The sequence below is a fragment of the Devosia sp. A16 genome (assembly GCF_001402915.1).
Classification (GTDB): domain Bacteria; phylum Pseudomonadota; class Alphaproteobacteria; order Rhizobiales; family Devosiaceae; genus Devosia_A.
This window is the reverse complement of the sequence record NZ_CP012945.1, coordinates 745,279-769,032: the sequence shown is the minus strand read 5'-3', so window position 1 is coordinate 769,032 and position 23,754 is coordinate 745,279. Positions and strand designations below refer to the sequence as shown.

Genomic DNA, 23,754 nt, shown 5'->3' with positions numbered 1-23,754 from the left:
CGCGGGCGCCGTCAGGCCGCGTCGCCGTAGATGTTGCCGGCCGGGGTCCAGGCGAAGTCGGGGTCGAGCGGCCAGGTCGGCCGGGCGATGCGCCGCCATTCGAGCCGCGCCATATCGAGTTGCGAGACGCCGTCGCTGAGCAGCAGGATGTGCCGGGCGGCGATATCCTCGATGCGGGGGTGCAGGTAACCGAGCTTGACCACGTAGAGCTTATGGGCCTCTGGATCGATGCCCATGGCGCGAAAATGCTCCGGCGTGGTGATGCCGATCGGCTGCGCATGGAACGTGGCGACGACATTGCCGATCCGCACCCTGGCCCAGGCCGCTTCGCGCGAGCGGTAGGGCTGGAAACCGCCGAGGTCGAGGACCTCGCCGCAGGCTTCGACATGGGCGACGACCCGGCGCGCGGTCTTCGGCCGCGACAGATGCTCGCTGCCCAGCAGCAGCGCGACATCGGCCCCGACGCCGGCGGCGTTGAGGGCCGCCACGGTCTCGGGGGCGGTGATCCCGGCGATGATCACGTCCTCGTTGCCGCCCAGGTCCAGCGCCGCCTGCAGCACGGTGGTCAGCTCGCCGGCAGCGCCGGCAGTGGTATTGTCGCCGGAGTCCGACACATAGACCGGCCGCTGCGGGCTGGTGAGCGCCAGCCGCAGGCCCTCGGCCACTTCGGCGGTCTGCATGCGCAGGATGAACTGCTCGTGCCGATCCCAGATCGATTGGGCGAGCCGGGTTGCCTGTTCGAGCGCCAGCTCGGCGCTGTCCTCGCTGACGGCGAACGCCGTGCATTTGGTCCAGGGCCGATCGTTCCAGGCGAAGCCCAACAGGATATTGGCTTCCATCATGCCGGGCACCGCGTCGTACTCGGGCAGGCTGCCATAGAGTTCGCGGGCCGGGCTTTCCGACGTCACGGCGGTTTCGCCGGGAATGAGGATCGGCAGGCTGATCGCCACCTTCCTGGGTTTCAGCCCGTTGCGGATCACCCGGATGAGCTGGTCGGCGGCGCGGTAGCCGGTCGACTTGTCGTCGCGGTGCGGGGCGGTGCGCAGCACCGAGAACACCGTGCCGGCCGCCAGCAGGGCAGGGGTCATATCGCCATGCAGATCGAGCGCCACGGCGATCGGCAGGTCGGGCCCGACCAGCTCGCGGATGGCGCCGACGAAGTCGGCATCGGCGTCGGCATCGAGCCCTTCGACTTCGAGCGCACCATGGTTGACCACCAGCACGCCGTCTAGGTCGGGGGTCTCGGCCAGCAGCCCGAGGGTCTTGCGCCTGACCATGTCATAAGCCTCGGCGGTCATGATGCCGCCGGGGAGCGCCGTGGCCCAGTAGAGCGGCACTGGCTCGATGTCGGCGTCCTCGGCGATGCGGGCGAGCATGCCGCGCACCATCCACAGGTCGCCCTCGCGCATCTGGGTGGCATCGAATTGCTGCAGCGCCGAAATCCCGGTCACGGCCGGCGAGGCGAGCATGATTTCGATGGAGAGGCCGACTATGGCGAGACGCATGGTGAACTTTCTATGGGCTCAAGGAAGGACGTTGGTGCCGACGATGTCGGTGACCCCGTCGAGGGCGAGGGCGACAGCGCCCAGGGGTGGCGTGCCGACGACGGATTCGGCGAACCTGATGGAGGTGCGGGCATACATGGCCGGGTGCGCCAGCCGCTGCAGCGCCCGGTCGAGCGCCGCCGACAGGAACGGCGCGGCCGGGCCGATATGGCCGCCCAGCACCACGACGGGCGGGTTGAAGATATTGATGAGGCTCGACACCGCCGAGCCCAGCACATCGCCCGCGTGCTCGAGCACGTTGAGCACGATGGGGTCGCCCTGCTGCGCGAGCTCGATGATATCTTCGTAGGAGCGGGGGCGGGCAGGCCCGAGACGGGAGATTTCCTCGATCAGGGCCGGCGCCGACAGGTAGGCCGACAGGCACCCCGCCGCCCCACAGGTGCAGAAGCGGCCCTGCGGCACGATCTTGATGTGCCCCAGTTCGCCCGCGAGCCCATCGGAGCCGGTATGGGGGGAGCCGTCGAGGAACAGCCCGCCGCCCACGCCGCCGTCCGAGAACAGCACGTAGATGAAATTCTCGATGTTCACGCAGCTGCCGAACATGTGCTCGGCCATGGCGGCGGCCTTGCCGTCATTGCCCACGAAGATCGGCCAATCCAGCACGCTGCGCAGCCGGGTGAGGATATCGACGTCGCGCCAGCCAAGCACCGGCACGTGAACGATGACGCCGGTCTTCTTGATCAGGCCCGGCAGCGAGACGCCCATGGCGATGACCCTGGCATCGACGCCGGCGGCCTGGACGACCTGGCGGCCACCTTCGGCGATCAGCTGCTCCACGCCATCCGGCCCGCCATCATAGGCAATGGCAGTCTGGGCGTGCACCGAGCCATCAAGACCACAGGCGACGAAGCGAATCTTGGCCGACTCCACTTCCACCCCGACGATGATGCCGGCGGTGGGCGAGATGTAGAGCTCGTCGGATGGGCGCCCACGGCCGCTTTCGCTGACCTTGCCGCGCCGTTCCACCAGGCCCTGCGCCACGAACTGGTTGACGATCGACGACACGGTCGACTTGTCGAACCCGGTCTTTTCGATGATGCCGCGCTGCGAAACGCCAGGTTCCACCCGGATGCGATGAAACATGGTGCTGGCGTGAAAGCGCCTGAGGAACGAACGGTCCACGTTCAGAGGTCCTTATTCTCGTGAGAAGAAAAATAAGCCGGTGCGAAGCGGGTGGTCAAGCGCATGAAGGCGTCGCGGCGCCAGGCTGGGACGCGACGCCAAAATAAAGACGTTGAAATACAGTGTGTTAGATATGCACGAAAAATTTGCAGCTGTGCGAGAGTGCCTATCCGGTTGACAATGTGAGGTTCCTGTTTCAGTTTTTTCTTGTGAGAAGAAATTCTCTGCATCATGAAAAGGGCCTCAGGGGCTCAGGGGTAAGGGAACATGAAGATCAAGCACTGCCTGGCCGCAATCGGCCTTGGAATTCTGTCCACCGGTGCCGCGCAGGCGCAGCAGGCCGCCGAGGTCTGGAACTACTATGCCGCCGGCTCCGAGCTCGCCGGCATGAACGCGCTGGTCGACGTGGCCAATGCCAGGTCGCCCGATTTCAAGTATTCCAGCGTCGTCATCCCGGGTAACGCGGTGGAGATGCGCCGGCAGCTGCAGACCGCCTTCCTCGGCGGCACCCCGCCGGCGCTCTATCAAAGCTCGATGGCGTCGGAGCTGAAGACCTTCGCCGACGGTGGCCAGTTGCATCCGCTGACCGATGTGTGGGCCCGCATCAAGGGCGACGAGATCTTCCCCGAAGGCGTGCAGCGCGTGGTCAAGGTCGACGGGGTGCCCTATGGCGTGCCGTTCGATCTGTCGCTGATCAACAACGTTTTCTACAACAAGGCGGCCTTCGAGAAGGCCGGTGTCGCCGTGCCGACCGACTGGCCGAGCTTCGTGGCCGCATGCGACGCCCTGCGTGCTGCCGGCTACGAGCCGCTGGGCAATGCCGGCGGCACGTTCTGGAGCCTCTACAACTTCTACGCCGCCCTGGTTTCGGTGGTGGGCGTCGAGGGCTACTACAAGATTGCCAGCGGCGAGCTGGGCTTCGACAGCCCCGAGTTCGGTCAGGCGCTCGATACCTATCGCGACAGCATGGTGTCCTGCTACGCCCGGAACTGGAGCGGCAAGAGCTGGACGCAGACCGCCGACGACCTGATCAACGGCAACACCGCCATGTTCATGATGGGCATCTGGGCGGCCGGCTACATGGAGACGGCGGGCTTCAAGGCCGGCGAGGGCTTCGACATGTTCCAGGCGCCGGGCACCGTCGGCAAGTCGATCTTCCAGATGGACGTGATGGCCGTGCCGGAAGGGCCGGGCGTCGCGGCGGCCGAGAACTTCATCGAGGCGGCGACCACCCCCGAGGGACAGGCGGGCTTTGCCACGCTCAAGGGGTCGCTTGCGCCCAACATCAATGTCAGCCCGTCGGTCTACGGTCATGCCGGCGCGGCGTTCACCAAGCAGTTCGCCGAGGCTTCGGCCAACAATGCCGTGCTGCCCAACCTGTTCTTCCTGTTGCCGACCGACCTCGGCACGGAACTGGGCAACCAGATCGAGCGCTTCGCCATCGAGCCGTCGGACACCGTGAAGGCCGAACTGATCACGACGCTCGAAGGATTGCGCAAGGAAGCACAGGCCGAGAACGCCTTCATCAAGTGGTGAGCTGACCGCCACGCAACCCACGCGAGGCGGCGCCGGCGCGCCGCCTCGTTCCGCATGACGCATTGATGAGCAGGTCGATGGCCGCCCGAAAAACCAAGATGAACTCCGCCGAACGGACGCATATGGCGTTCCTGGTGCTGCCGACGCTGCTGTTCGTGATCTTCTACGTCTATCCCGTCCTCTCCAGCGTCTGGCTGTCGCTGCACGACTGGGATGGCTTTGCGCCGCGCATGAAGTTCCTCGGGCTGACCAATTATACCGTGCTGCTGGGCCAGCCGAGATTCCTCCACGCCGTCCTCAACAACGTGCTGTGGGTGGGGTTCATGCTGCTGGTGCCGACCGGCATCGGCCTGCTGCTGGCCGCCATCCTCGATCGCGGCATCCGTGGCGAGCAGGCCTTCCGCATCATCTTCTTTCTGCCTTTCACCATTCCTGCCGTCGCCGTGGCCGCCATCTGGCGCTGGATGTACGAGCCCGACAACGGCCTCGTCACCTCGGCGATGAAGCTGGTGGGGCTTGGCGGCCTGGCACAGAACTGGCTGGGTGACCCCTCGGTGGTGAACCTGTCGCTGATGGGGGCGGTCGCCTGGTGGACCACGGGCTTTGCCTTCCTCGTGTTCTTCGCCGGGCTGCGCAACATCCCCGCCGAATGCATCGAGGCGGCGCGCATCGAAGGCGCCAGCCCCTGGCAGGTGTTCTGGAAGGTCAGCTTCCCGCTGCTGTGGCCCTCGACGATCATCGTGCTCGGCATGGCGGCGATCGATGCGATGCGGCTGTTCGACGTGGTCTGGTCGATGACCAAGGGTGGCCCGGCCTATGCGTCCGAAGTGCTGGCGACGCAGATGTACGACCTTGCCTTCGGCCGCTTCGACATGGGCCGGGCTTCGGCCGTGGCGGTCTGCCTGTTCGTCATCGCCGCCATCATCATCATGCCCTACATCGTCTACATGTCCCGGCGCGTCCAGGACAGCGAGGCCGAATAATGAGCACGCCGTCCTCCCTCGCGCAGCGCCAGACGATGCTCACCCGCACCGTGCTGATCGGCATGGCGATCGTCTTTATCGCGCCGCTGGTGGTCGCAGTGCTGACCTCGTTCAAGAGCCCGGCGGAGGTGACGCGCGTCCTCTCCATTCCCAGCCAGCTCTATTGGCAGAACTACGCCATCGCCTTCGAGCGTGCCGGGCGGACCTTCCTCAACTCGCTGCTGATCACCGCGCCGGCGGTCGGGCTGTCGCTGCTGATCGGCGCCATTGCCGGCTATCCGCTCGCCTATATGCGCGGGGCGGGCGGCAAGGTGGTCTATTTCATCCTCCTCACCGGCATGCTGGTGCCGTTCCAGATCGTCCAGATTCCGCTGTTCTTCCTCATCCAGAAGATCGGGCTCTACGACACGGTGCCCGGCATGTGGCTGGTTCACGCCGCCTACGCCGTGCCGTTCTGCACCTTCTTCATGCGCAACTTCTTCGCCTCGGTGCCGCGCTCGATGTACGAGGCGGCGCTGATCGATGGCTGTCGTCCCGCCACCTATTTCTGGAAGCTGCTGCTGCCGGCCTCCAGCTCGGGCCTTGCGGCGCTCGCCATCATCCAGAGCCGCGCCATCTGGAACGACCTGCTGTTCGCCATCACGCTGACCACCAGCGACCGGGCGCGGCCGGCGACCGTGGCGATCTCGGCCTTCGCCAGCAGCCTGCAGGTCGAGTACGGACCGCTGATGGCCTCGACCGTGGTGTCGATCCTGCCGGTGATGGCGGCATACCTCATGTTCCAGAAATCGTTCGTCCGCGGCCTGCTGGGCGGGGCGGGGAAGTAGCGCGGCCCGCCATCGCGCACTTCCGGCGCTGGCGGGTCATCGATCGGGCCATAGCCCAATCTCAAGGATGGCTCGTGGGGGCGGTCAGGGAGTCTTCCAATCGCTCGACGATCGCGTCGAACTTCTTCCGGCTCTCCGCCGGATAGCTGGCCTCGAAGCCGGCGATCGACCTGCGATCGGCAGAGAACATGAACTTGGCGTAGAAGATGAGGTTGTCGCCGCGCTGCTCATCGGGCTTGTAGTAGCCCGAGACGACCAGCCAGGAGGCGCCGCGTCGCCGATAGGTGATTTCGCTGATCCGGTCGGCGTCGGCGAGGACCCGTTCGTACTGCATGGGACCAAGCCGCTCGGCGTTGCGGGCGCCGTAGATGTCGATCTGCCCGCGACCTTGCTGTTCGAGCAGCGTCATGCCGCGCTCGGTCCTGACTGTCGTAAAGCCATCGGCCGGCAGTTCGGCGGCGTAACCGTAGAGCGCGTTCCTGTAAGGCCGCCACTCAGTCTGGCCGAGCGCAGCGGGGCTGGCCAGGCCGACGGCGACGATCATCATCATGGTGATGGCGCGCACGAGCCTTCTCCGTCCTCGATCACGAACTGCAATGTGCTTGCGGTCGGTGCGTTCCATCGGGCGGGAGGTGCCGGGTCGGCCTGTGGATGACGCGAGGCTCAATTTCACTGGGGCCCGGCCAGGGTCCGGAAGGTCAGCGAATAGCGCGTAGCTGCAACCGGCGGAATGCTGTGTTCCCAGTTCGAGCGCACCTCCCCGCTCAATAGATATGCAGATCGGGGTTCCAGTTCGATATTGTGGCGGAGCCAGCCCGACCCGCGCCTCTGGCGCAGCCGCATGGTGCAGGGGGCGCCCAGCGATACCCCGATCACTTGGCCGAAGGCGGCCTTGTCCTTGTGCCAGCCGATCGCCGCGCCAGGGCCGTACTCGGTGACCAGCAGTTGCTGCAGCCGATCCGGCGTCACGCCAAGCGCGGCCCCGGCCGCGTTGCGGACCGCGACAAAGATCGGCGGAATGGGCTCGACCGCAACCAGCCGCTGCGCGCTGAAATCATACTTCCAGCCATAGGAGACGACGCGGCGCTTGCCCTCGAAGCCGTGAAACTCGAAGGCCGCAAACGGCAGTGACGGCAGCAGCGACAGCAGCTCGCGCTCTCGGTCGGTGGTCAGCAGGTCGGCGCGATACTCGAAGCCGTCAATCGCCGGACTGCCAAACAGATCGGCCGTCATGGTTCACCGACGCGGGTCGTCGGCGCGGGATCGCTCGACAGGGAGTTCGTTTCCCGCAGCGGCACGACCGCATCCCCGTCCGGCAGGGGTAGAAAGCCCTGTGCCTGCAGCCAGTCGCGCACGATGACCTGCAACGCGGCAGTGAGCGTGAGCCTCGGCTCGGGCGGCAGGTCCCGGTCGTCGATGAACTTGCCTATACCGATCTCGAGATCGGGAGTGAGCCAGTCTGGAGTGGTCGTCATCAGGAGAACCTCGTGCGCACCGTCCCGCTTTGGATTGAGGGTTGCAATGTGATTGCAGGCGGCGCGTTCCACCCGGGTTTGCCGCTAGGTGGCGAGCAGCCTCGACAGCATGGTGGCGTTCTTGATCGCGTAGCCGTCGAAATCGTTGTTGAAGTAGGCCCAGATGCGGCGGGGCCCGACGTCGCGGATGCGTTGCGCCCAGTCGATCAATTCGGCCTCGCTGTAGTCGTGCCGGTACCAGCGCTCGACGCCGTGGAAGCGGACATAGACGTCATCGGCGGTCCGGATCACCGGATCGGGGAGGCGCGGTCCGCTCACGGAACAGAAAATGGCGCGGGCCGCCTCGAACGCCGCATAGACCTCGTCCCGCCACCAGCTCGGATGGCGGAATTCGACCACGTTGCGCCGCGTCGGGTCGAGTTGCGCGAGGATCTGCTGCAGCCGGGCAGGGGAGTAGTCGTAGCTCGGCGGCAACTGGAACAGCAAGCAACCCATCCGGCTGCCGAGCAGGTCCGCGATGTAGCCGAAGTCGCGGACCAGCGTCCCGGTGTCCTCGAATTTCCGGATATGGGTGATGAGCTCGGAGACCTTGACCGTATAGATCATCTCGCGCCCCTCCGCCTGCTGTCTCCAGGTTTCGACCGCGCGCAGCGTCGGCCAGGAATAGAACGGCGCGTTCAGTTCCACCGTGTGGAAGTGGTCGGCATAGTGCGAGAACCACTCTTTGGTGGGCATCTGCGTGGGATAGAAGCTGCCCCTGAGGTGCCAGTAGAACCAGCCCGAGCAGCCCACATTCAGCACAGGTGGCGCTGCGGCCATCAAGGGCCGGCCGTCTGCTTCGGCCGCGAGGCGCGCCTCGTGCATCTTGCCGGCGCGCAGGAGACTGGCTGCGCGCTGCTTGAGGCGTCGTTCAGCTTTCCTCGCGCGACGCTCTTCAGGCGTCAAACTGCTTGGGGGCATTCTGGCTGATCCCTGACGGCCGCCGGCCGGAATGGTCTCCGGACCCGGGCCGATGAACGAGCTTGCAGCCCGTCCGTTCCGCCCTCGGTCACGACTCAGGAGCTTCCACGGGCTTGCCTGGGCTCGCGCTGTCCCGCAGGCTCGGTGGCCGCCGGTATACAAAGCCATATGCGACAGCCCTGCCGTCCACCGGGTCGCTCCCGTCGAGCGAGGCATCGTCGCTCAGAGGCTGTCGCGCCGATGGCCATCCGCGGATCCATGCCCGATGAGTAAGCGCCTACTTCCGCTCATGTCATAAGTTATGGCTGGGCCTGCGCCGGCATGCTAAGCCATCGTCAGACTGAAGGAGCTCCCGGTTTGCATCCGGGTTGGGCACTCGTCCTTCAGGCGTTTTCCGTGCGCAATGTTATCCGGGTTCTGTCGCCGCACATCCGTGCCTCGACACTCCGTTGCTGGAGGACAAACATGCCCACCCCAAAGCGCATCCTCATTGTCGAAGACGAGATCATGATCTCCATGCACATGGCAGACACGCTCTCCGAACTCGGGCACATCGTCATCACTGCCCCATCGCAGCGACGCGCCCTGGCCATTCTCGAGACTGCTGCGATCGACCTCGCCATCGTCGACTATCACCTCAGTGACGGCACCAGCGCACAACTGGCCGCCACGCTCCACGAGCGCGGGGTTCCCTTCATCGTCTGCTCGGGCAGCGCCGGCGTGGCCGAACTGGATGAGATTTTTGGCGGCAGCCCCTTTCTCGCAAAGCCCTTCACCACCGAAGGGCTGGTTGATGCCCTGGGCAGCCTGAACCGGACCGACGCCTGATGCCGGACGCTGGCACACGGCGGAAGATGTCGCGTATTCAGCCCGCGGACGCGATCCGTTATCGCGCCGAGCGCCGCGCGATGCTGCCGTTTCACAAGCGGATAGGCCCCCTCCAGGGGCGGATGGCCTTTGCTCTGGCGCGGACGAACTCCGGCGTGTCCGCCACGCGCGGGCAGCTCGAAGCCGATTTCGCCTCGATGCTGAGCGAGATCGAAGCTGCCGCTCCCAATTCCGATGTCGGCCCCGCCCAGAACTGCCACCGCGCCCTCGAGGTGCTGGCCGATCGCCTCGGCGACAGCGCCATAGCCCGGAACGCCGGTCGCCGCACGTCGTGAGCCCTGGCGCTTCTGCACTGCCGCCCGCGAACGCGCCGCCAGCTCGAATACGCGCTGCCGACATCGGCAGTTCTCGACCTGAACCTCGGCGGGGGCTATGCCCCCGATGTCATCCCCGACGAGCTCGCCGATATCGAGCGGCTGCAAAGCCCATCCAGTTGCGCAACGTCATCGAGGCAGTTGCGCGCCTCCATCCCTGAAGTCCGACGTCACCGGCAGAACCGTGCCGCCTCGAACTACCGGTTGGCGGCGGCAAATTCCCGGGCTGCCTGGAGGAACGCGGTGAACGCCGCTGGCGGATTTTTCCGGCCCGGATAGTAGAGCGCCAGCGGGGCCAGGGTCGGTGTCCAATCGGCGAGAACCTGCACGAGCCGCCCCGCGGCGATGTCTTCGCGCACCTCCGCTTCCATCAGATAGCCGAGCCCCATGCCGTGCTGCGCGGCGATGCGGACAAGGCTCGGCTCGTCCAGCGTCATGGCGCCCTGAACGTCGATCTGGAGAGCGGTCCCAGCCTTTTCGAAACGCCACCGAAACAACGCATGGTTGGGAAGCCGCGACCGGAGACAGCGGAAGCGGTAGAGGTCGGCCGGCACGTTCGGCCGGCCATGGAGGGCGAGGAAATCCGGCGATGCCACGACGACGTGCTGACGATGCAGCCCCAGGGAGACGGCGACCATATCGGTCGGCACGAGATCGACCGGCCTCAGGCCCATGTCGAAGCCGGCAGCGACGATGTCGACGAGCTTTCCTTCGGTCACCAGATCGATGTGCACCTGCGGATAGCGCCTGAGGAAGGGGAGGACGAGCGGCGCCAGCACTTCGCGCGCCGCGGAGGCGAAGGCATTGATGCGAAGGGTGCCGACAGGCGTTTGCTGCAGCGACTGGGCCGCCAGCATGGCATCGTGGATGTCGGTCAAGGCCGGCCCGACCCGGTCGACCAGAATGCGCCCCGCATCGGTGAGCGACACGCTCCGGGTGGTTCGATTGAAGAGGCGGACGCCGAGGCGCTGCTCCAGCCTCGCAATGGCATTGCTCAGGGCCGTGGTGGACATGCCCAGGTCGAGCGCGGCGGCTCGAAACGATCCCTGCCGGGCAATGCCGAGAACGGCATCCAGGTCGGAAAGAACCTCGCGCGTCATTGTCCCGCTTTTCGCAATTCCTCGTTCCTGTTTGTCCCAGTTATCGCGGCGCTCGTCTACTCATAGGTTTCTCCTGCCGGCCCGAGCCGGGTCGGACCCGGCCCGAGCGGCCGGCGAAACAAGGAGAATGAAATGACGATCAAGTTGCCGCCGGGCATTCAGGCCTATTTCGATGCCGACAATGCGCGCAGCGCCGAGGCCGTGGCCGCGGCCTTTACCGATGATGCCGTGGTCAGGGACGCAGGCGAGACCCGCGTGGGGCGCGAGGCGATCAGGGACTGGAAGATCGAGACCGACAGCAAGTACTCCTCGACGCTTGCCGAGCCCTTCCTGGTCTCGACCGAGAACGGCAGGACGCTGGTGACCGGCCATGTGTCCGGCGACTTCCCCGGCAGCCCGGTCGATCTGCGCTACTTCTTCGTCCTCAGGGGCGACAAGATCGCCGAGCTGGAGATCACGATATGAGCTCCTTCCTGACGCTTCAGGGTCGCCGGGCCCTGATCACCGGCGGGACGATGGGGGCCGGCGCAGCCACCGTGGCGCTGTTCAAGGAGCTCGGTGCGCGCGTCCTGACGACGGCGCGCACGAGGCCGGTCGATTTCGCCGGTGCTGCATTCGTCGCCGCCGACCTGACCACGCGGAACGGCGTCCAGTCGGTGGTGGATGCGGTGGAGCGGGAGCTCGGCGGACTCGATGTCCTCGTCAACGTGCTGGGTGGCTCGTCGGCGCCATCCGGCGGCTTCGCCGCGCTCACCGATGCTGAATGGGACAAGGAGTTCGACCTCAACTTCTTTCCCGCGGTGCGGCTCGATCGCGCCCTCATCCCCGGCATGCTGGCCCAGGGCAGTGGCGTCGTCATCCACGTGACGTCGATCCAGAACCGCCTGCCGCTTGCCCAAGCCACCACCGCCTACGCCGCTGCGAAGGCGGCCCTCAACACCTACAGCAAGAGCCTATCGAAGGAAGTTTCCCCCAGGGGCGTGCGGGTGGTGCGGGTATCCCCGGGCTGGATTGCAGACCCCGGCCAGAACGGCCTGGCGCTGCGTATCGCCGAGGAGGCCGGCATCACCCATGACGCGGCGGTGCAGGTGATCATGAACTCGCTTGGCGGCATACCGCTGGGTCGCCCGGCCGAGCCGAGGGAGGTCGCGGACCTGATCGCTTTCCTCGCATCGGACCGGGCGACGTCGATCACCGGGACGGAGCACGTCATCGACGGCGGGACCATTCCCACCACCTGACCTGTCAATGCGCTGCAGCGGGCGCATTGGCTCCGAGCGCCGCCGCTCCCGAGAGGCTCCCGGGTGCTCGCCCGGTTGCACCCGGCCTCTCTTCGGCTACGGCACGACGCCTCAGTCCCCCTCGCGGGCCTCGATGAGCTGCCGAACACGGCGGCCCAGCACGTCACTGGCGAATGGCTTGGTGAGGACTTGCATGCCCGGCTCGAGATGCCCGTGGTTCAGCACTGCGTTCTCGGCGTAGCCGGTGACAAAGAGCACCTGCAGCCCGGCTCGCAGCTCCCGCGCGGCATCCGCCACCTGGCGCCCGTTCATGCCGTTGGGCAGTCCGACGTCGGTGACCAGCAGGTCGACGCGCGTATTGGAGCGCAGCACGGCGAGCGCCTCGGGACCGTCACCAGCTTCCAGCACGTTGTAACCCAGTTCGCGGAGCACTTCGGTCGCCACCATGCGGACCAGCGGCTCGTCATCGACCACGAGGATCGTCTCGTTCTCCTCGGCTGCGGGAGACGAAGCATCATCGATCAGGACATCCTGTAACGCCTCGCCATCGTGCCGGGGCAGATAGAGGCACACCATGGTGCCATTGCCCAGTTCCGAGTAGATCCTCGCGGCGCCGTTCGACTGCGCCGCAAAGCCATAGACCATGGAGAGACCGAGGCCCGTTCCTTGGCCCGTCGGCTTGGTGGTGAAGAACGGATCGAAGGCGCGCGCCACGATGTCGGGCGGCATCCCCACCCCGGTGTCGCTCACGCAAAGCGACACATACTGTCCGGGAATGAGGCCGCGCTCCCGGGCGGCCCGCTCGTCGAGCCAGCGGTTGGCCGTCTCGATGGTCAGCTTGCCACCGTCGGGCATGGCATCACGCGCGTTGATGCACAAATTCAGCAAGGCATTCTCAAGCTGGCCGACGTCGATGAAAGCGGTCCACAGCCCCCCGCGGCCGCCGTTTCAACGGCAATCGAGGGCCCCACGGTGCGGCTGATCAGCTCCTGCATCCCGGCGACGAGGCGGTTGAGATCGGCCGGCTTCGGCTCGAGCGTCTGGCGCCTCGAGAAGGCCAGCAGGCGCTGGGTCAGGGCGGCGGCGCGCTTGGCGGCCCCCTTCGCGCCGGTGAGGTAGCGATCGAGTTCGCCCAACCTGCCTTGCGCGAGGCGGGTTTCGATCAGCTCAAGGCTGCCGCTGATGCCGGCCAGAATGTTGTTGAAGTCGTGGGCGAGACCGCCGGTCAACTGTCCAACGGCCTCCATCTTCTGTGCCTGGCGCAGGGATTCTTCGGCCGCCATGAGCTCCCGCGTCCGCTGTTCGACCTGCTCCTCGAGGGTGGCGTTGAGCTCCTCCAGTGCCTTGAGGGTGCGGCGCCGCTCCGCTTCGGAGCGGACGCGTTCGACGTGGGCCCAGGAGCGCTCGGTGACCTCCCGGATCAGCTGCAGCTCATAGGCCGACCAGAAGTGGGCGCTCTTGTCATGAATTGCCATCAGCGCCGTCAGCCGCCCCTCCTTGATCAGGGGCATGCAGATGGTGGCGCCAATGCCGATATCCTGGAAGGTCTTGGCCTCATGCGGCGCCAGCTCCACGAGGTTGTCGTTGACGATCAGCGGCCGGCCGGACCCCAGGTTTTCGACTGCCAGTTCACCAAAATCCGCCAGCCAATAATGCCCGACGATCGATGGCGACCCCGGCGCGGCCCAATCGCCGCGGATGGTGAAGCCGTCTTCGTCCTCATCCATGTCCGCGTAGGCGCAATTGCTGATCCCGAGATGGCCGGCGACGGCCTTCGTCGTGATCGCCAGCACCTCGTCGGCGTTCTCGCTGGCCGAGGTCAGCCGCGACAGCTCGTCGAGGAACCGGAAGCGTCGCTCGTTCTGGCGCAACTCGGCTTCGGCCCGGCGCCGCTCCACTGCGGTGCGGGTGCGGTTCGCCACTTCGCGGACGAACTCGAGGTCATCGCTGCTCCAATGCCTCGGATGTTCGTCGTTCAGATAGAGCAGCGCAACGAAATTGCCCTCCTCGGTCACCGGCATGTTGATGAACGAATGCGCCCGAATGTCTTTGAGAGCCTGGGCGTTTGCCGCGGTGCGCGGGTCGGTGTCGGCATTGTCCACCACCACGGTGATGCCGCGCTTCAGCTCCTCGATATAGGTCCCGTAGTCGCGAAACTGCAGGGTGCCGGCGAGGCTGCGCGTGCCGGGCGAATTCCAGTCGCGTTCGATCCGGATGGTTTCGCGCGCCCGGTCGATGGTCCCGTAGCCGGCCCGGCTCACACCGAACAGCTTGCCCAGCATCTCGGCGGTCGCATAGGCCAGCTCTTCGGGATCCTCGAGCTCGCGGATCTGATCGCTGAGGGCGACCAGCGCCTTGGTGCGTTCGGCCCCTATCTGTGACGACGAGACGTCGAAGCCTTCGCAGAACACCCCGGCAATCGCGCCGTCGTCATCGTAGAGCGGGGCGTACATGAAGGTGAGGTAGCGGGTGCGTTCGAGCTCGTCGGGGCTCCGCCTGAACCGGACAGGCGTCGCCTGGAATTCCACGGTCCTGCCGGTGGCGTAGACTTCGTCGAGGATCTCGTAGAAGCCTTGGCCGGCGATGCTGGGGAAGGCATCCCGAATGGTGCGATGCAGCCAATCGGCGCTGTTGAAGACGGAGCGATGGGCATCGTTGACGAACTCGACGACATGGTCGGGGCCGCCCATCACGATGATGAAGCCCGGCGCCTGTTCGAACAGCTTTCGTTGTCGCTCCGATGCGAGCCTGTTGCGGCGCTGCGCAACGAATTGCTCCGTCGTCTCGGTGCACACACCGAACAGCCCGTCTACGGTATTGCCGTCGCGGCTCGCGATCGGCGAGTAGGAGAAACTGAAATGAGCCTCCTCCGGCCCGCGGCCCCGCTGCAGGACCAGCGCAATGTCGGCCCTCACCACCGACTCGCCGGCAAACACCTGGTCGAAGAGGGGCCCGACATCGCTCCAGATCTCCGCCCACACCTCTGCCGCGGGTCGTCCCAGGGCCCACGTGGCCTTGTCGCCGAGGATGGGCAGGAAGGCATCGTTATGCAGCCATGTCCCGGCCTCGCCCCAGGCAACGAACATCGGCTGGCGGGAGCGAAGGATCAGCGAGGCGGCAGTCTTGAGATGCTCGGGCCACGTCTCCGGCGGGCCGATCGGCGTCTCTTTCCAATCGGCCGCGGCGATGAAATCACCCACCATGCCGCCATTGTGCAGAAAGCCCTTGTCCAAGCCCACCCCCGCTGCGCCCAACCGGGCGGCACTTAACCCCTTGGACGAAGGGTTGGTTCCCTCTTGAGAGGCGGCTCCGCCGCGCGGTCGGGGATGGCACGCGCCGGATGCCCGGCAAGCATCGGCGGTGGGTGAGATCGGAGGGGCCTGCAAGCCAGCAGCAGCTCGCCGATCAGGCTGCGGATCGCTGCCGTCCCGTCACCGCCGCGGCTCGTAGCGCAGCACGATGGCGCCCGAGCCGAGTTCCTTGCGGTCGATGGGCTTCAGCTCGAGATATTTCGAGAGCCCGGCGAACAGGGTTGGGCCGTGGCCTGCGATCCTCGGTTGCACCACGAATTCGTATTCGTCGATCAGGCCCAGCTCGGCCAGCGCCAGCGGCAGCTGCACGCCGCCGGTGAGCAGCCCCTTGCCGGGCTGCTGCTTCAGCGCCGTGACCGCCGCCTCGAGATTGCCGCCGATCAGCTCGGCGTTCCAATCCACCCGGCTGAGCGTGCTGGAGACGACATATTTGCGCATCGCGTCGATGGTGCGGGCGAAGGGTTTGGTCCACGCCGGCGGCGTCGAGGTGCGGGTGGCGAGCCGCCAGGCGCCTTCCATCATGCCGTAGGTGACGCGGCCGAACAGCAGCGCGTCGTACCGGCCGATAGTCTCGGTGGCGTGGAGATGGGTGGCGCGCAGCATCGTCTCCTGCAGCGCCGGCTCGGACGGTATGGCGTTATGGTGGACGCAGCCATCGAGGGTCACGTTGATGGAGTAGACGAGGGGGCGCATCGGGGGCGTTCCTTGTTGGCGGTGCGGGCAGCGACGGCGCGGTCGAGCCGCTCGAGCTGGGTGGCGAGCGCGAGAGCGGCGCCGCGCGTCATCTCGGGGTCGGGGTGCCGGTCGGCGGTCAGCACCATGCGCACCCGCCCGGCCTCTGCGTGGAGCTCGACCAGCATGTCGTAGGGGTAGGACTCGACGCCCGGGACGAAGTCGATATCGAAGCGGATGCGGAGCCGCCGGCAGGGCTCGACCTCGAGAAAGCGGCCGCTGACCCAGGCAGAGGCCGGCCGGCCGAGACTGGCGAGATAGGCGATCTGCTCGGCCCCGACCGCCGTCATCACGTGATCGAAGCTGCCGCCCTCCCGGAGTTCGAGCTGCGAGACCTCGAAGCGCATGCCCTCGGGCGCGAACCACGCCTCGAGCCCCTCGGTGGTGGTCCAGAGGGCCCAGACATCCTCGATCGCCGCGTCGTAGACCCGCTCGAAGCTGAGGCTGGCGGTGCCCGGTTCGGTTGCCATCACTTTTTCCCCTTGCCGGCGGCCGGATTGCTGCGGCGCGCCAGGGCCGCGTCGAAGCGATCGAGCCGGCCCTCCCAGAGCTTGCGATAGCTCGCGACCCAGGCGTCGATGGCCTGGAACGGCTCGGCCTGCAGCGAATAAAGCCGCCGCGCGCCATCGGGCCGCATACGGACGAAGCCGGCTTCGCCGAGGATCCTCAGGTGCCGCGACACCCCGGACTGATCGATGTCGACGGCGCGCACCAGCTCGCCCACCGCCTGCTCGCCACCCGCCAGCGCCTCGACGATGCGCAGCCGCGTCGGGTCGGCCAGGATCTGGAATACGCTTTCTTGCATCATGATGCATATGTACGGTCGTGCATATTTGGAGTCAAGCGGTGAGGTGGAGCAGGGGCTTGCGCCCCGCTACGCCGCCACCTCCTCGACCTGTGCAATATCGAGCTCCACCTGGGTCGCCCGGCCGAACAGGTCGAGCAGCACCTTCAGCCGGTTGAGCGAGTCCACCGCTTCCACCGTGCCGGCGAAACTGGTGAAAGGCCCGGCGGCGACGCGGACCGGTTTGCCGGTGAGGCGCTTCTGCATCGCCTTGAGCGTGGTCCTCGTGGTCTCACCCCGCAGCCGGCGGGCCGCATCGGTGTCATCGAGCAGCTGGGCCGCCTCCGCCGCGCGGAGTGCCAGCACGTCCCCCGCCGGCAGTGGTTCGGGCAGGTGCGGCGGGCCGGGGAGGAGCCCCAGCACCTGGGTGCAGGCGAGGGTTTTCGAGGCGTCCTCCAGCCGGTCGAGCCGCACGAACAGGTAGCGCGGGAACAGGCAGAGCGTCGTCACCTTGCTGACCCGCAACCGGCGGTTGAAGCGCTCGATCCGGTATTGCGGCAGGTAGGCCTCGAAGCCCGCCTGCTCGAGCTGGCGCAACGCCGCCCGCTCGCCCTTGATGCGTGTCGTCACTGCGTACCACTCGGGCATGCTCGGTCTCCTTCAGCTGTCTGTCGAGCGCGCGCAGCGCCGCCCGGATCTCCGCCATCGCCGCACTGGCGCCGAGGCCGCGCTCCGAATATTCGGCCGCCACCTCGCGGATGCGTTCGATGAAGCTCTTGCGGCCCGCGCCGCGGCGCTCGGCGCCGGTTTGCGACCAGGTCATGGCGCCACCGTCCGGCCGGCGCGGAGCCGGCAGCCATCCGGCCCGCACCAGCACTTCACCCGGCCGAGCTCGCCGTTCTGCAGCGCGGCACGGAGGCTGCCCGTGCCATAGGGAGCGTTGGGAGCGCCGCAGCCATCGCAGCGGCGCACCGCGATGCGAAAGCCGGGCGCGGTCTCTACGGGGACGAGCGGCATCAGCCGGGCCTCCCTGCCAGCAACCGGGTGCGGCTCGGACCGCGCCATTCATCGGTGCGGCCGCCCAGCGCCACCGTGCCGGCGGGTGGCGCGGCGCCGATCCGGTAGCTCACCAGCCGCGGACCTTCGGCCAGCGCCCGTGCCGCCTCGCCCAGGGCATCGGCCAGCGCCGCCAGCCGCGGCGCGGTGGGCGGGAAATCCGGGTTATGCCCCGCCACCCGGCCGCGGAGGAACGCCGTGCAGGCCGCCTCGATGGCCAGCAGCGGGCAATGATCGACGGCGCCGAGATAGGCCATCGCCGTCGCCTCGGTGATCGCCGCCTGTGCGCTGGGGAAACCTGCCAGCAGGGTGGCGATGGCTTCGAGCGCCTTGCCCTGATCGCGGGCGCTCAGCTTCGGACGGGTCATCGTGCGGCCTCCTGCTGCATTCGGCGGGCCTGCTCGAGCAGCGCCGATGCGCCCTTGCCGCGACGCGAAGCTCTGGCGCGGACCGGCGCGGCAGCGCCGTGAGCGAGCGGGGTGTCGCCGGGGCCGGACAACGAGATCTCGCCGGGCGGACGAGGTATCGCCGCGAGCGGACGCGGTAGCGCCGCGAGCGGACGAGGTATCGCCGCGGGGGCTTTAGGGGGGAATCTCGAGTCTGGAGTCTCAGCACTGGGCAGCCCATTGGCCGACCCATTGGGTTCGTCCGATTGCGCTGTAGACTCAGCGACTTGCGCCCAGCGGCGGTTTGCCGATTTGCGGCCGAGATTGGCGCGCTCATGGTCCTTGACCATGCGGCGCGACAGGATCACCCCGGTGCTTGCCACGCTCAGGACGCCGGCTTGTCGAAGCTCCGCCACAAGGGCGCGAACCTCGTCCACCGGCACCCCTGTCATGCGCGCCAGGGTGGCCTCGCCGATCGGCTTGCCGTTGAGCACCAGGTGCCCATAGGGCTTGGCCTCGTGCATGATGCAGAGGCACTCGATCCACAGCCCGCGTGCCGCGAGGCTGACCGCCCGCAGCGCCTGGTCGCCGCGCCAGGCTGCGGGCTGGAACTTGAACCAGGGGAGACTCATCGCGCTGCTCCCGGCAGCGGCGAGGCGGCGCCGGCGAGGCCCAGGGCCAGGCGCTCCGCCTCATGGCGGCGGATATTGTAGAGCACGGTGGTGTGGTCGCGGCCCCCCAGGTGCCGGGCGATTTCGGGCAGGCTGATCTGCCGGCCGTTGACCAGCACCTCGTGCCGGATGCGCCAGCTCGCCTCGCGCCGCGCCGCGGTGACCGGGCCGCGGCGCGAGGCAGAGGCAAGCTCCGCCCGCTCGACGCCGTGCTTTACCACCACCTCGTCGATGATCTCACGCGCCGTCAGCGGGCGGGCGGCGGTGGGGCCGAAGCACATCGTCTCATAGGGCACCGGCTCGCGGTAATCCGGCCAAATCTCGGTCGGCGGCAGCAGCCGCTGTGGGCGCGCCGCACGGTAAGGGCGCACCGTCAGGGTCGAGGCCGGCGGCGGGTTCTGCGCGGCGCGGCGAATGCGCGCCTCGCGCGCCCGGCGCTCCTCGGCAAGCCGCTGCTGGCTGGGGCTGGCATCGGCGGCCCGCACCGGGGCGAGGCGTAGCTGGCGATAGAGCATCATGGGGTCGATTCCATTGGGCAAAGGGGTGGCGTGCACCGGCGCGGGACGCGTCGGCGGCGGGGCTCATTGGCGGCAGGCTGGCGGTTCAGCGCCGGCGGTGCATGGACGCTCGGTCGCGCGCCAGCGTGAGTGCGAAGAGAAGGCGACGAACGTTCGCGCCGGGGCGACGAGGTATCGCGCCGGGGCGACGACTTCCTCGTGGCCACCCGCGCAAGGTCTGCTGCCGCGGCGCGTCGAAACGCCCATTCACTCGCGCACGCGGCAGCAGCGGAACGCGCGTCGCACCGGCATCGGCCAGCGCCGGGGAGGGGGCCGGCAGTGCGTCGATCGGGAGGGAGGTGCGAAGCTGTTCCATTCGCAAAAGTATGCATAACGCAAATCGCGTGTCAACGCGAAACGCATACTGAAATTGTGCATAATGCATGGATGATCGAAGAGACCCGCCCCGAGGCCGCCGAGCGGCTGAAGCTTGCCCGCATCACCCGCGGCTTCCGCACCGCCAAGGAGGCGGCGACCTTCTTCGGCTGGGCCTACATTACCTATGCGCAGCACGAGAGCGGCGAGCGGGGGCTCGGCCGGCAATCGGCGAAATACGCCGCGGCGTTCCGGGTGAGCGAGGCGTGGCTGTTGACCGGCGAGGGCGTCCCGCCGGTGGACGATGCCAACGACCCGCTGCCGCCGCACGAGCGGGCCAGCGGCCAGCCGATCCTCGCGGTGCCGGCGCGCGAAGTGATCGACCCGACGCGCAAGCTCAACGTCTATTCCGGCGCGCAGGGCGGCGGCGGCCGGCTGATCATCGGCACCGACATCGTCGACCGGGTGGAAATGCCCACCAAACTGCGTGATGTGCAGGGCGCCTATGGGCTGATGATCGACGGCGAGTCGATGGTGCCCGAGTACTGGCCGGGCGACGTCGCCTGGATCAACCCGCATCTGCGGCCGGCGCGCGGCAAGAACCACATCTTCTACCACACCCCGCCCGACGGCCGGGAAGCCGAGGCGATCGTCAAGCGGCTCAACGACTGGAACGACCGCGAGTGGCACCTCGAGCAGTGGAACCCGCACCGCCAGTTCAGCGAGTTCCGCCGCGAATGGCCCATCGCCCACCGCGTGGTGGGCAAATACGACGCCGACTAGCGGCGCGCGGCAAGGCCGCGGAGCAGGGCGCTTGCACCAGATTCAACCACAAGCTCGATGCCCACATCCCCCTTGACGGGGGAGGCAGGCGCAGCTTGTGAGCGCAGCTCGGTGGGGTGCGCCAAGTGCGCGATGTGAAACATCGACGTGCGCATGCTTGAGCAGCCTGCTCCCAACCATGGTGCGTGTTGCACACTCCGCCCCATCCCTCCCCCTCAAGGCAGGGCTATTGCATATGGAGCACCGACAGTAGTTGGAGGGGCCTTCTCCCCTTGTGGGAGAAGGTGGCCGAAGGCCGGATGAGGGGTATCTCTCCGCGTACTGGATCGCTCCTCACTTCGCTCGGATCGCGCTACACTTCGTTGCGCGTACCCCTCATCCGCCCTTCGGGCACCTTCTCCCACAAGGGGAGAAGGCAAGGGGTGCCCATCGCCCGCATATGCGTAGCCCTGCCGTCAAGGGGGGCGCTGGTGGTTGTGGCTGGATCGAGCCACAGACACGATGCCGCCCAGCCTACCCCGCCAGCTCCATCAGATCCCGCGGCACAACGCCGTGCTCGCACAGCACCACCGCATCGTTCCACTCGCCGGTCGCCGGGTCGCCGTTCCGGCAGAAGGCGATCACCCCGGCCCGCGCTCCGGCCAGCACCCGGGCCCGCGACAGCGCCGCGGCCTCGCTGGGCGCCTCCATCGGCTCGTCGGCAATCAGCACGCCCCGATTGCCCATCTGCCAGGCCTGCACCACGAAATACGTGGCCATCCTCACCTCCAAATGTTCTCATTATGTTCTCATGAAAGCAGAAGGCTGGACGGGAGTCGAGTCGGCCGCCGCCTGTCGCTAACGTTCGCGTAACGCATATTGATCTTGACCGGGTAGTTTGCGTTTTGCATATCATGTCTGCATCAGCCCGATGGAGACAGCGATGACGATCCAGCCCGCCCGCCTCGATCTTCATGCCCTCCGCATCGATGCGGTGGCCGCCGCCTACGGCAATGCCGATGCGCCGATGAAGCGGCTGGCGCTGCTCAACCTCGGCGCCCGCCAGCCCACCTACTGGACCAGCGCCACCTTCAGCCACGCCCAGGCCGGCATCCTCTGCGAAGCCGCCAACCGCCTCGCCTCGCTCGAGCGGGCGCAGGACGAACTGACCGACTACTGCTCCGCCACCGGCTCGCCCTGGCGCCCGACCGAGCTGCGGCTTCTCGACCTGCTGGTGCCGCTCAACGCCGCCGCGGTGCGGGATCTCGATGAGGCATACACGCGGGCAGGGGCGTTACGGTCGCGCGGCGAACTGGAGCGGCGGGCCTGGGTGGAAGAGGAGGCGGCGATGGTGGCATGAGGGGGCAGGGCAGCAGTTCGATATGCATCATAAACGGAGCTTAAATGACGCTAAAGCTCTGTTTATGGAGCATTCATTGACTTTGGCACTTCAACTCCGTTAGAAAAATCCATAAACAGAGCATATGACGTCGTCATGCGCCGTTTATGGAACGAAGATGCCAAAGCCAATCGACCGACCGACTTCTCGCTACGCCCGTGATGCCGCGCAGCTGCTCGGGCTGCTGATCAGGCGCGCCCGCATCGAGCGACAAATGACCGTGGAGGGGCTGGCCGAGCGCGCCGGGCTGTCGCGCGGCCTCGCATCCCGCATCGAGAAGGGCGATCTCGGTTGCTCGATCGGCGCCGTGTTCGAGGCCGCCGCCGTGGTCGGGCTGCGGCTGTTCGACGAGGATCCGCGCGGCATGAGCGGCAAGCTTGCCGACGCAATGTCGTCCAATACGCTGCTGCCGCAGGCGGTCCGCGCGCCCGCCAGGGTCGACGATGATTTCTAGGGCATCCAATGGCCCGGCCGGAAGCAAGCTGCTCCGGGGTGCGGCGGGCGAGGCGTTCGTCTGGGTCTGGCTCCCCGGGGCGACAGCGCCGGTGGTGGCCGGGCGCCTTGCGCCCTCCGGCGGCCAGCTCGCCTTCAACTATGGCCGCTCCTATCTTGAGCGGCCCGATGCCGTTTCGCTCTATGAGCCGGAGCTGCCGCTCCGGGCGGGGCTGTTGCCGGTGCCCGCCGGCATGTCGATGCCGAGCGCCATCCGCGATGCGGCGCCCGATGCCTGGGGCCGCCGCGTCATCATCAACCGCCTGCTCGGCCGCGCCGGCGGCGACGCCGCCGACCTCGACGAGCTGACCTACATGCTGGAATCGGGCTCCGACCGGATCGGCGCGCTCGATTTCCAGGCATCGGCCGGCAGCTACGTTGCGCGTGAGCCGCGCGAGGCGTCCCTTGTCGAGCTGCTCGATGCCGCCGACCTGGTGCAGCAGGGCGCGAGGCTGCCCCCGGCGCTCGATGCGGCGCTGTTCCATGGCAGCTCGATCGGCGGAGCGCGCCCCAAAGCCAACATTACCGATGGCGACACCAAATACATCGCCAAGTTCTCGGCTCAGGGCGATCTCTATAGCGTTGTGAAAGCCGAGTTCGTCGCCATGCGGCTCGCTGCCCTCGCCGGCATCGCGGTCGCCCCCGTGCGCATGGCGCGGGCCGCCGGCAGGGATGTGCTGCTGGTCGAGCGTTTCGATCGGCAGCGTGTGCCGGGCGGCTGGGTGCGCCGCGGCATGGTCTCCGGCCTCACCCTGATCGGGCTCGATGAAATGCTGGCGCGCTACGCGAGCTATGCGGATCTGGCCGAGATCATCCGCCATCGTTTCGAAAAACCAAGGGCGAGCCTGCGCGAGCTGTTCGCCCGCCTGATGTTCAACATCCTCAGCGGCAACACCGACGATCACGCCCGCAACCACGCCGCGTTCTGGAACGGCCGCGACCTCACTCTCACCCCCGCCTACGACATCTGCCCGCAGCCCCGCGCCGGCAACGAGGCCTCGCAGGCCATGCTGATCGCCGGCGACAACCGCATGAGCCGGATCATGACCTGCGTGGAGGGCGCCGCGGCGTTTCAGCTCAGCGCAGAGGAGGCGCTGGGCATCGCACAGGCGCAGATCGAGGCGATCCTCGGCAGCTGGCAGGCGGTGTGCGACGAGGCAGGTGTGAGCGAAGTGGATCGAGAGCTGCTGCGCACGCGGCAGTTCCTCAATGCGTACGCGTTCGAGGGGGCGCCGGAGGGGTTGAGGGCGATGGTGGGGTGAGGGGGATGACGCGCGC

Annotated in this window: 27 protein-coding genes and 1 pseudogene; 11 read left to right on the top strand and 17 right to left on the bottom strand. The window is 67.2% G+C overall.

The window, feature by feature from the left end; translation table 11 throughout:
* Positions 1-11: 11 nt before the first annotated feature.
* Positions 12-1,505: a M81 family metallopeptidase gene (locus APS40_RS03780; protein ID WP_055045792.1), complete on the bottom strand. Its 1,494-nt coding sequence runs from the start codon at positions 1,503-1,505 to the stop codon at positions 12-14.
* Positions 1,506-1,523: 18 nt separating this feature from the next.
* The gene (locus APS40_RS03775; protein ID WP_055045791.1) at positions 1,524-2,687 is read right to left on the bottom strand and encodes an ROK family transcriptional regulator; all 1,164 of its coding nucleotides are present in this window, start codon (positions 2,685-2,687) and stop codon (positions 1,524-1,526) included.
* Positions 2,688-2,954: 267 nt separating this feature from the next.
* On the opposite strand from APS40_RS03775, the gene APS40_RS03770 reads away from it, so the two are divergent.
* The 3 genes from APS40_RS03770 (at position 2,955) to APS40_RS03760 (ending at position 6,033) form a co-directional block, all read left to right on the top strand.
* Complete coding sequence (locus tag APS40_RS03770) at positions 2,955-4,223, top strand: ABC transporter substrate-binding protein (RefSeq protein ID WP_055045790.1); 1,269 nt, start codon at positions 2,955-2,957, stop codon at positions 4,221-4,223.
* A gap of 77 nt (positions 4,224-4,300) precedes the next feature.
* Entirely contained in the window at positions 4,301-5,206 is a 906-nt protein-coding gene (locus APS40_RS03765) for a carbohydrate ABC transporter permease (protein WP_055045789.1), read from the top strand.
* Complete coding sequence (locus tag APS40_RS03760) at positions 5,206-6,033, top strand: carbohydrate ABC transporter permease (RefSeq protein ID WP_055045788.1); 828 nt, start codon at positions 5,206-5,208, stop codon at positions 6,031-6,033. The genes APS40_RS03765 and APS40_RS03760 overlap by 1 nt, the downstream gene beginning before the upstream one ends.
* A 61-nt stretch (positions 6,034-6,094) precedes the next feature.
* Here APS40_RS03760 and APS40_RS03755 read toward each other — a convergent pair whose 3' ends face one another.
* The 4 genes from APS40_RS03755 to APS40_RS03740 form a co-directional block, all read right to left on the bottom strand.
* Positions 6,095-6,598, bottom strand: coding sequence for a hypothetical protein (locus APS40_RS03755; protein ID WP_055045787.1), 504 nt, complete (start codon positions 6,596-6,598; stop codon positions 6,095-6,097).
* Between the two features lie 104 nt (positions 6,599-6,702).
* Complete coding sequence (locus APS40_RS03750) at positions 6,703-7,266, bottom strand: alpha-ketoglutarate-dependent dioxygenase AlkB (protein ID WP_055045786.1); 564 nt, start codon at positions 7,264-7,266, stop codon at positions 6,703-6,705.
* Positions 7,263-7,508, bottom strand: coding sequence for a hypothetical protein (locus tag APS40_RS03745; RefSeq protein ID WP_156342824.1), 246 nt, complete (start codon positions 7,506-7,508; stop codon positions 7,263-7,265). Before APS40_RS03745 ends, APS40_RS03750 begins: the two co-directional genes overlap by 4 nt.
* 84 nt (positions 7,509-7,592) lie before the next feature.
* Positions 7,593-8,468 carry a DUF72 domain-containing protein gene (locus tag APS40_RS03740; RefSeq protein WP_055045784.1) on the bottom strand — a complete coding sequence of 292 codons (876 nt, stop codon included), beginning with the start codon at positions 8,466-8,468 and terminating at the stop codon, positions 7,593-7,595.
* A gap of 465 nt (positions 8,469-8,933) precedes the next feature.
* On the opposite strand from APS40_RS03740, the gene APS40_RS03735 reads away from it, so the two are divergent.
* Entirely contained in the window at positions 8,934-9,296 is a 363-nt protein-coding gene (locus APS40_RS03735) for a response regulator (RefSeq protein WP_055045783.1), read from the top strand.
* 155 nt (positions 9,297-9,451) lie between these two features.
* Positions 9,452-9,631: a hypothetical protein gene (locus tag APS40_RS24765; protein WP_156342823.1), complete on the top strand. Its 180-nt coding sequence runs from the start codon at positions 9,452-9,454 to the stop codon at positions 9,629-9,631.
* 236 nt (positions 9,632-9,867) lie between these two features.
* Here the strand turns inward: APS40_RS24765 and APS40_RS03725 are convergent, their stop codons facing one another.
* A complete protein-coding gene (locus APS40_RS03725) occupies positions 9,868-10,770 on the bottom strand; it encodes a LysR family transcriptional regulator (protein ID WP_055045781.1) in 903 nt (300 codons plus the stop codon).
* Positions 10,771-10,902: 132 nt separating this feature from the next.
* On the opposite strand from APS40_RS03725, the gene APS40_RS03720 reads away from it, so the two are divergent.
* Both APS40_RS03720 and APS40_RS03715 read left to right on the top strand, forming a co-directional pair.
* Positions 10,903-11,235 (top strand): nuclear transport factor 2 family protein, encoded by a 333-nt coding sequence (locus APS40_RS03720; RefSeq protein WP_055045780.1) that lies wholly within the window; start codon positions 10,903-10,905, stop codon positions 11,233-11,235.
* Positions 11,232-12,011 carry an SDR family oxidoreductase gene (locus APS40_RS03715; protein ID WP_055045779.1) on the top strand — a complete coding sequence of 260 codons (780 nt, stop codon included), beginning with the start codon at positions 11,232-11,234 and terminating at the stop codon, positions 12,009-12,011. The genes APS40_RS03720 and APS40_RS03715 overlap by 4 nt, the downstream gene beginning before the upstream one ends.
* Positions 12,012-12,122: 111 nt before the next feature.
* On the opposite strand, the pseudogene APS40_RS25570 reads toward APS40_RS03715, so the two are convergent.
* The 9 genes and pseudogenes from APS40_RS25570 to APS40_RS03670 form a co-directional block, all read right to left on the bottom strand.
* Positions 12,123-15,280 (bottom strand): annotated as a pseudogene (locus APS40_RS25570) (GAF domain-containing protein); the annotation flags it as partial.
* 162 nt (positions 15,281-15,442) lie between these two features.
* Positions 15,443-16,015: a dihydrofolate reductase family protein gene (locus APS40_RS03705; RefSeq protein WP_055045778.1), complete on the bottom strand. Its 573-nt coding sequence runs from the start codon at positions 16,013-16,015 to the stop codon at positions 15,443-15,445.
* Positions 15,985-16,524, bottom strand: coding sequence for an SRPBCC family protein (locus tag APS40_RS03700; protein ID WP_055045777.1), 540 nt, complete (start codon positions 16,522-16,524; stop codon positions 15,985-15,987). Before APS40_RS03700 ends, APS40_RS03705 begins: the two co-directional genes overlap by 31 nt.
* A complete protein-coding gene (locus APS40_RS03695) occupies positions 16,524-16,862 on the bottom strand; it encodes an ArsR/SmtB family transcription factor (protein ID WP_156342822.1) in 339 nt (112 codons plus the stop codon). The genes APS40_RS03700 and APS40_RS03695 overlap by 1 nt, the downstream gene beginning before the upstream one ends.
* Before the next feature lie 66 nt (positions 16,863-16,928).
* The gene (gene nusG / locus APS40_RS03690) at positions 16,929-17,486 is read right to left on the bottom strand and encodes a transcription termination/antitermination protein NusG (RefSeq protein ID WP_055045776.1); all 558 of its coding nucleotides are present in this window, start codon (positions 17,484-17,486) and stop codon (positions 16,929-16,931) included.
* A 171-nt stretch (positions 17,487-17,657) separates the two neighbouring features.
* The gene (locus APS40_RS03685; RefSeq protein ID WP_055045775.1) at positions 17,658-17,855 is read right to left on the bottom strand and encodes a hypothetical protein; all 198 of its coding nucleotides are present in this window, start codon (positions 17,853-17,855) and stop codon (positions 17,658-17,660) included.
* Positions 17,855-18,262 (bottom strand): hypothetical protein, encoded by a 408-nt coding sequence (locus tag APS40_RS03680; protein WP_055045774.1) that lies wholly within the window; start codon positions 18,260-18,262, stop codon positions 17,855-17,857. The genes APS40_RS03685 and APS40_RS03680 overlap by 1 nt, the downstream gene beginning before the upstream one ends.
* Positions 18,259-18,912: a hypothetical protein gene (locus tag APS40_RS03675; protein WP_055045773.1), complete on the bottom strand. Its 654-nt coding sequence runs from the start codon at positions 18,910-18,912 to the stop codon at positions 18,259-18,261. Before APS40_RS03675 ends, APS40_RS03680 begins: the two co-directional genes overlap by 4 nt.
* Positions 18,909-19,469, bottom strand: coding sequence for a helix-turn-helix domain-containing protein (locus APS40_RS03670; RefSeq protein WP_055045772.1), 561 nt, complete (start codon positions 19,467-19,469; stop codon positions 18,909-18,911). The genes APS40_RS03675 and APS40_RS03670 overlap by 4 nt, the downstream gene beginning before the upstream one ends.
* A 426-nt stretch (positions 19,470-19,895) precedes the next feature.
* Between APS40_RS03670 and APS40_RS03665 the strand changes: the two genes are divergently transcribed.
* Entirely contained in the window at positions 19,896-20,606 is a 711-nt protein-coding gene (locus tag APS40_RS03665) for a S24 family peptidase (protein WP_055045771.1), read from the top strand.
* Between the two features lie 513 nt (positions 20,607-21,119).
* Here the strand turns inward: APS40_RS03665 and APS40_RS03660 are convergent.
* Positions 21,120-21,365: a hypothetical protein gene (locus APS40_RS03660; RefSeq protein WP_055045770.1), complete on the bottom strand. Its 246-nt coding sequence runs from the start codon at positions 21,363-21,365 to the stop codon at positions 21,120-21,122.
* 163 nt (positions 21,366-21,528) lie between these two features.
* Here APS40_RS03660 and APS40_RS03655 point away from each other — a divergent pair, with 163 nt between their 5' ends.
* The 3 genes from APS40_RS03655 (at position 21,529) to APS40_RS03645 (ending at position 23,738) form a co-directional block, all read left to right on the top strand.
* Positions 21,529-21,945, top strand: coding sequence for a hypothetical protein (locus APS40_RS03655; RefSeq protein ID WP_055045769.1), 417 nt, complete (start codon positions 21,529-21,531; stop codon positions 21,943-21,945).
* A gap of 157 nt (positions 21,946-22,102) precedes the next feature.
* Positions 22,103-22,438, top strand: coding sequence for a helix-turn-helix transcriptional regulator (locus APS40_RS03650; protein WP_055045768.1), 336 nt, complete (start codon positions 22,103-22,105; stop codon positions 22,436-22,438).
* Positions 22,428-23,738, top strand: a complete 1,311-nt coding sequence (locus APS40_RS03645) for a type II toxin-antitoxin system HipA family toxin (protein ID WP_055045767.1) — start codon at positions 22,428-22,430, stop codon at positions 23,736-23,738. Before APS40_RS03650 ends, APS40_RS03645 begins: the two co-directional genes overlap by 11 nt.
* Positions 23,739-23,754 lie beyond the last annotated feature (16 nt).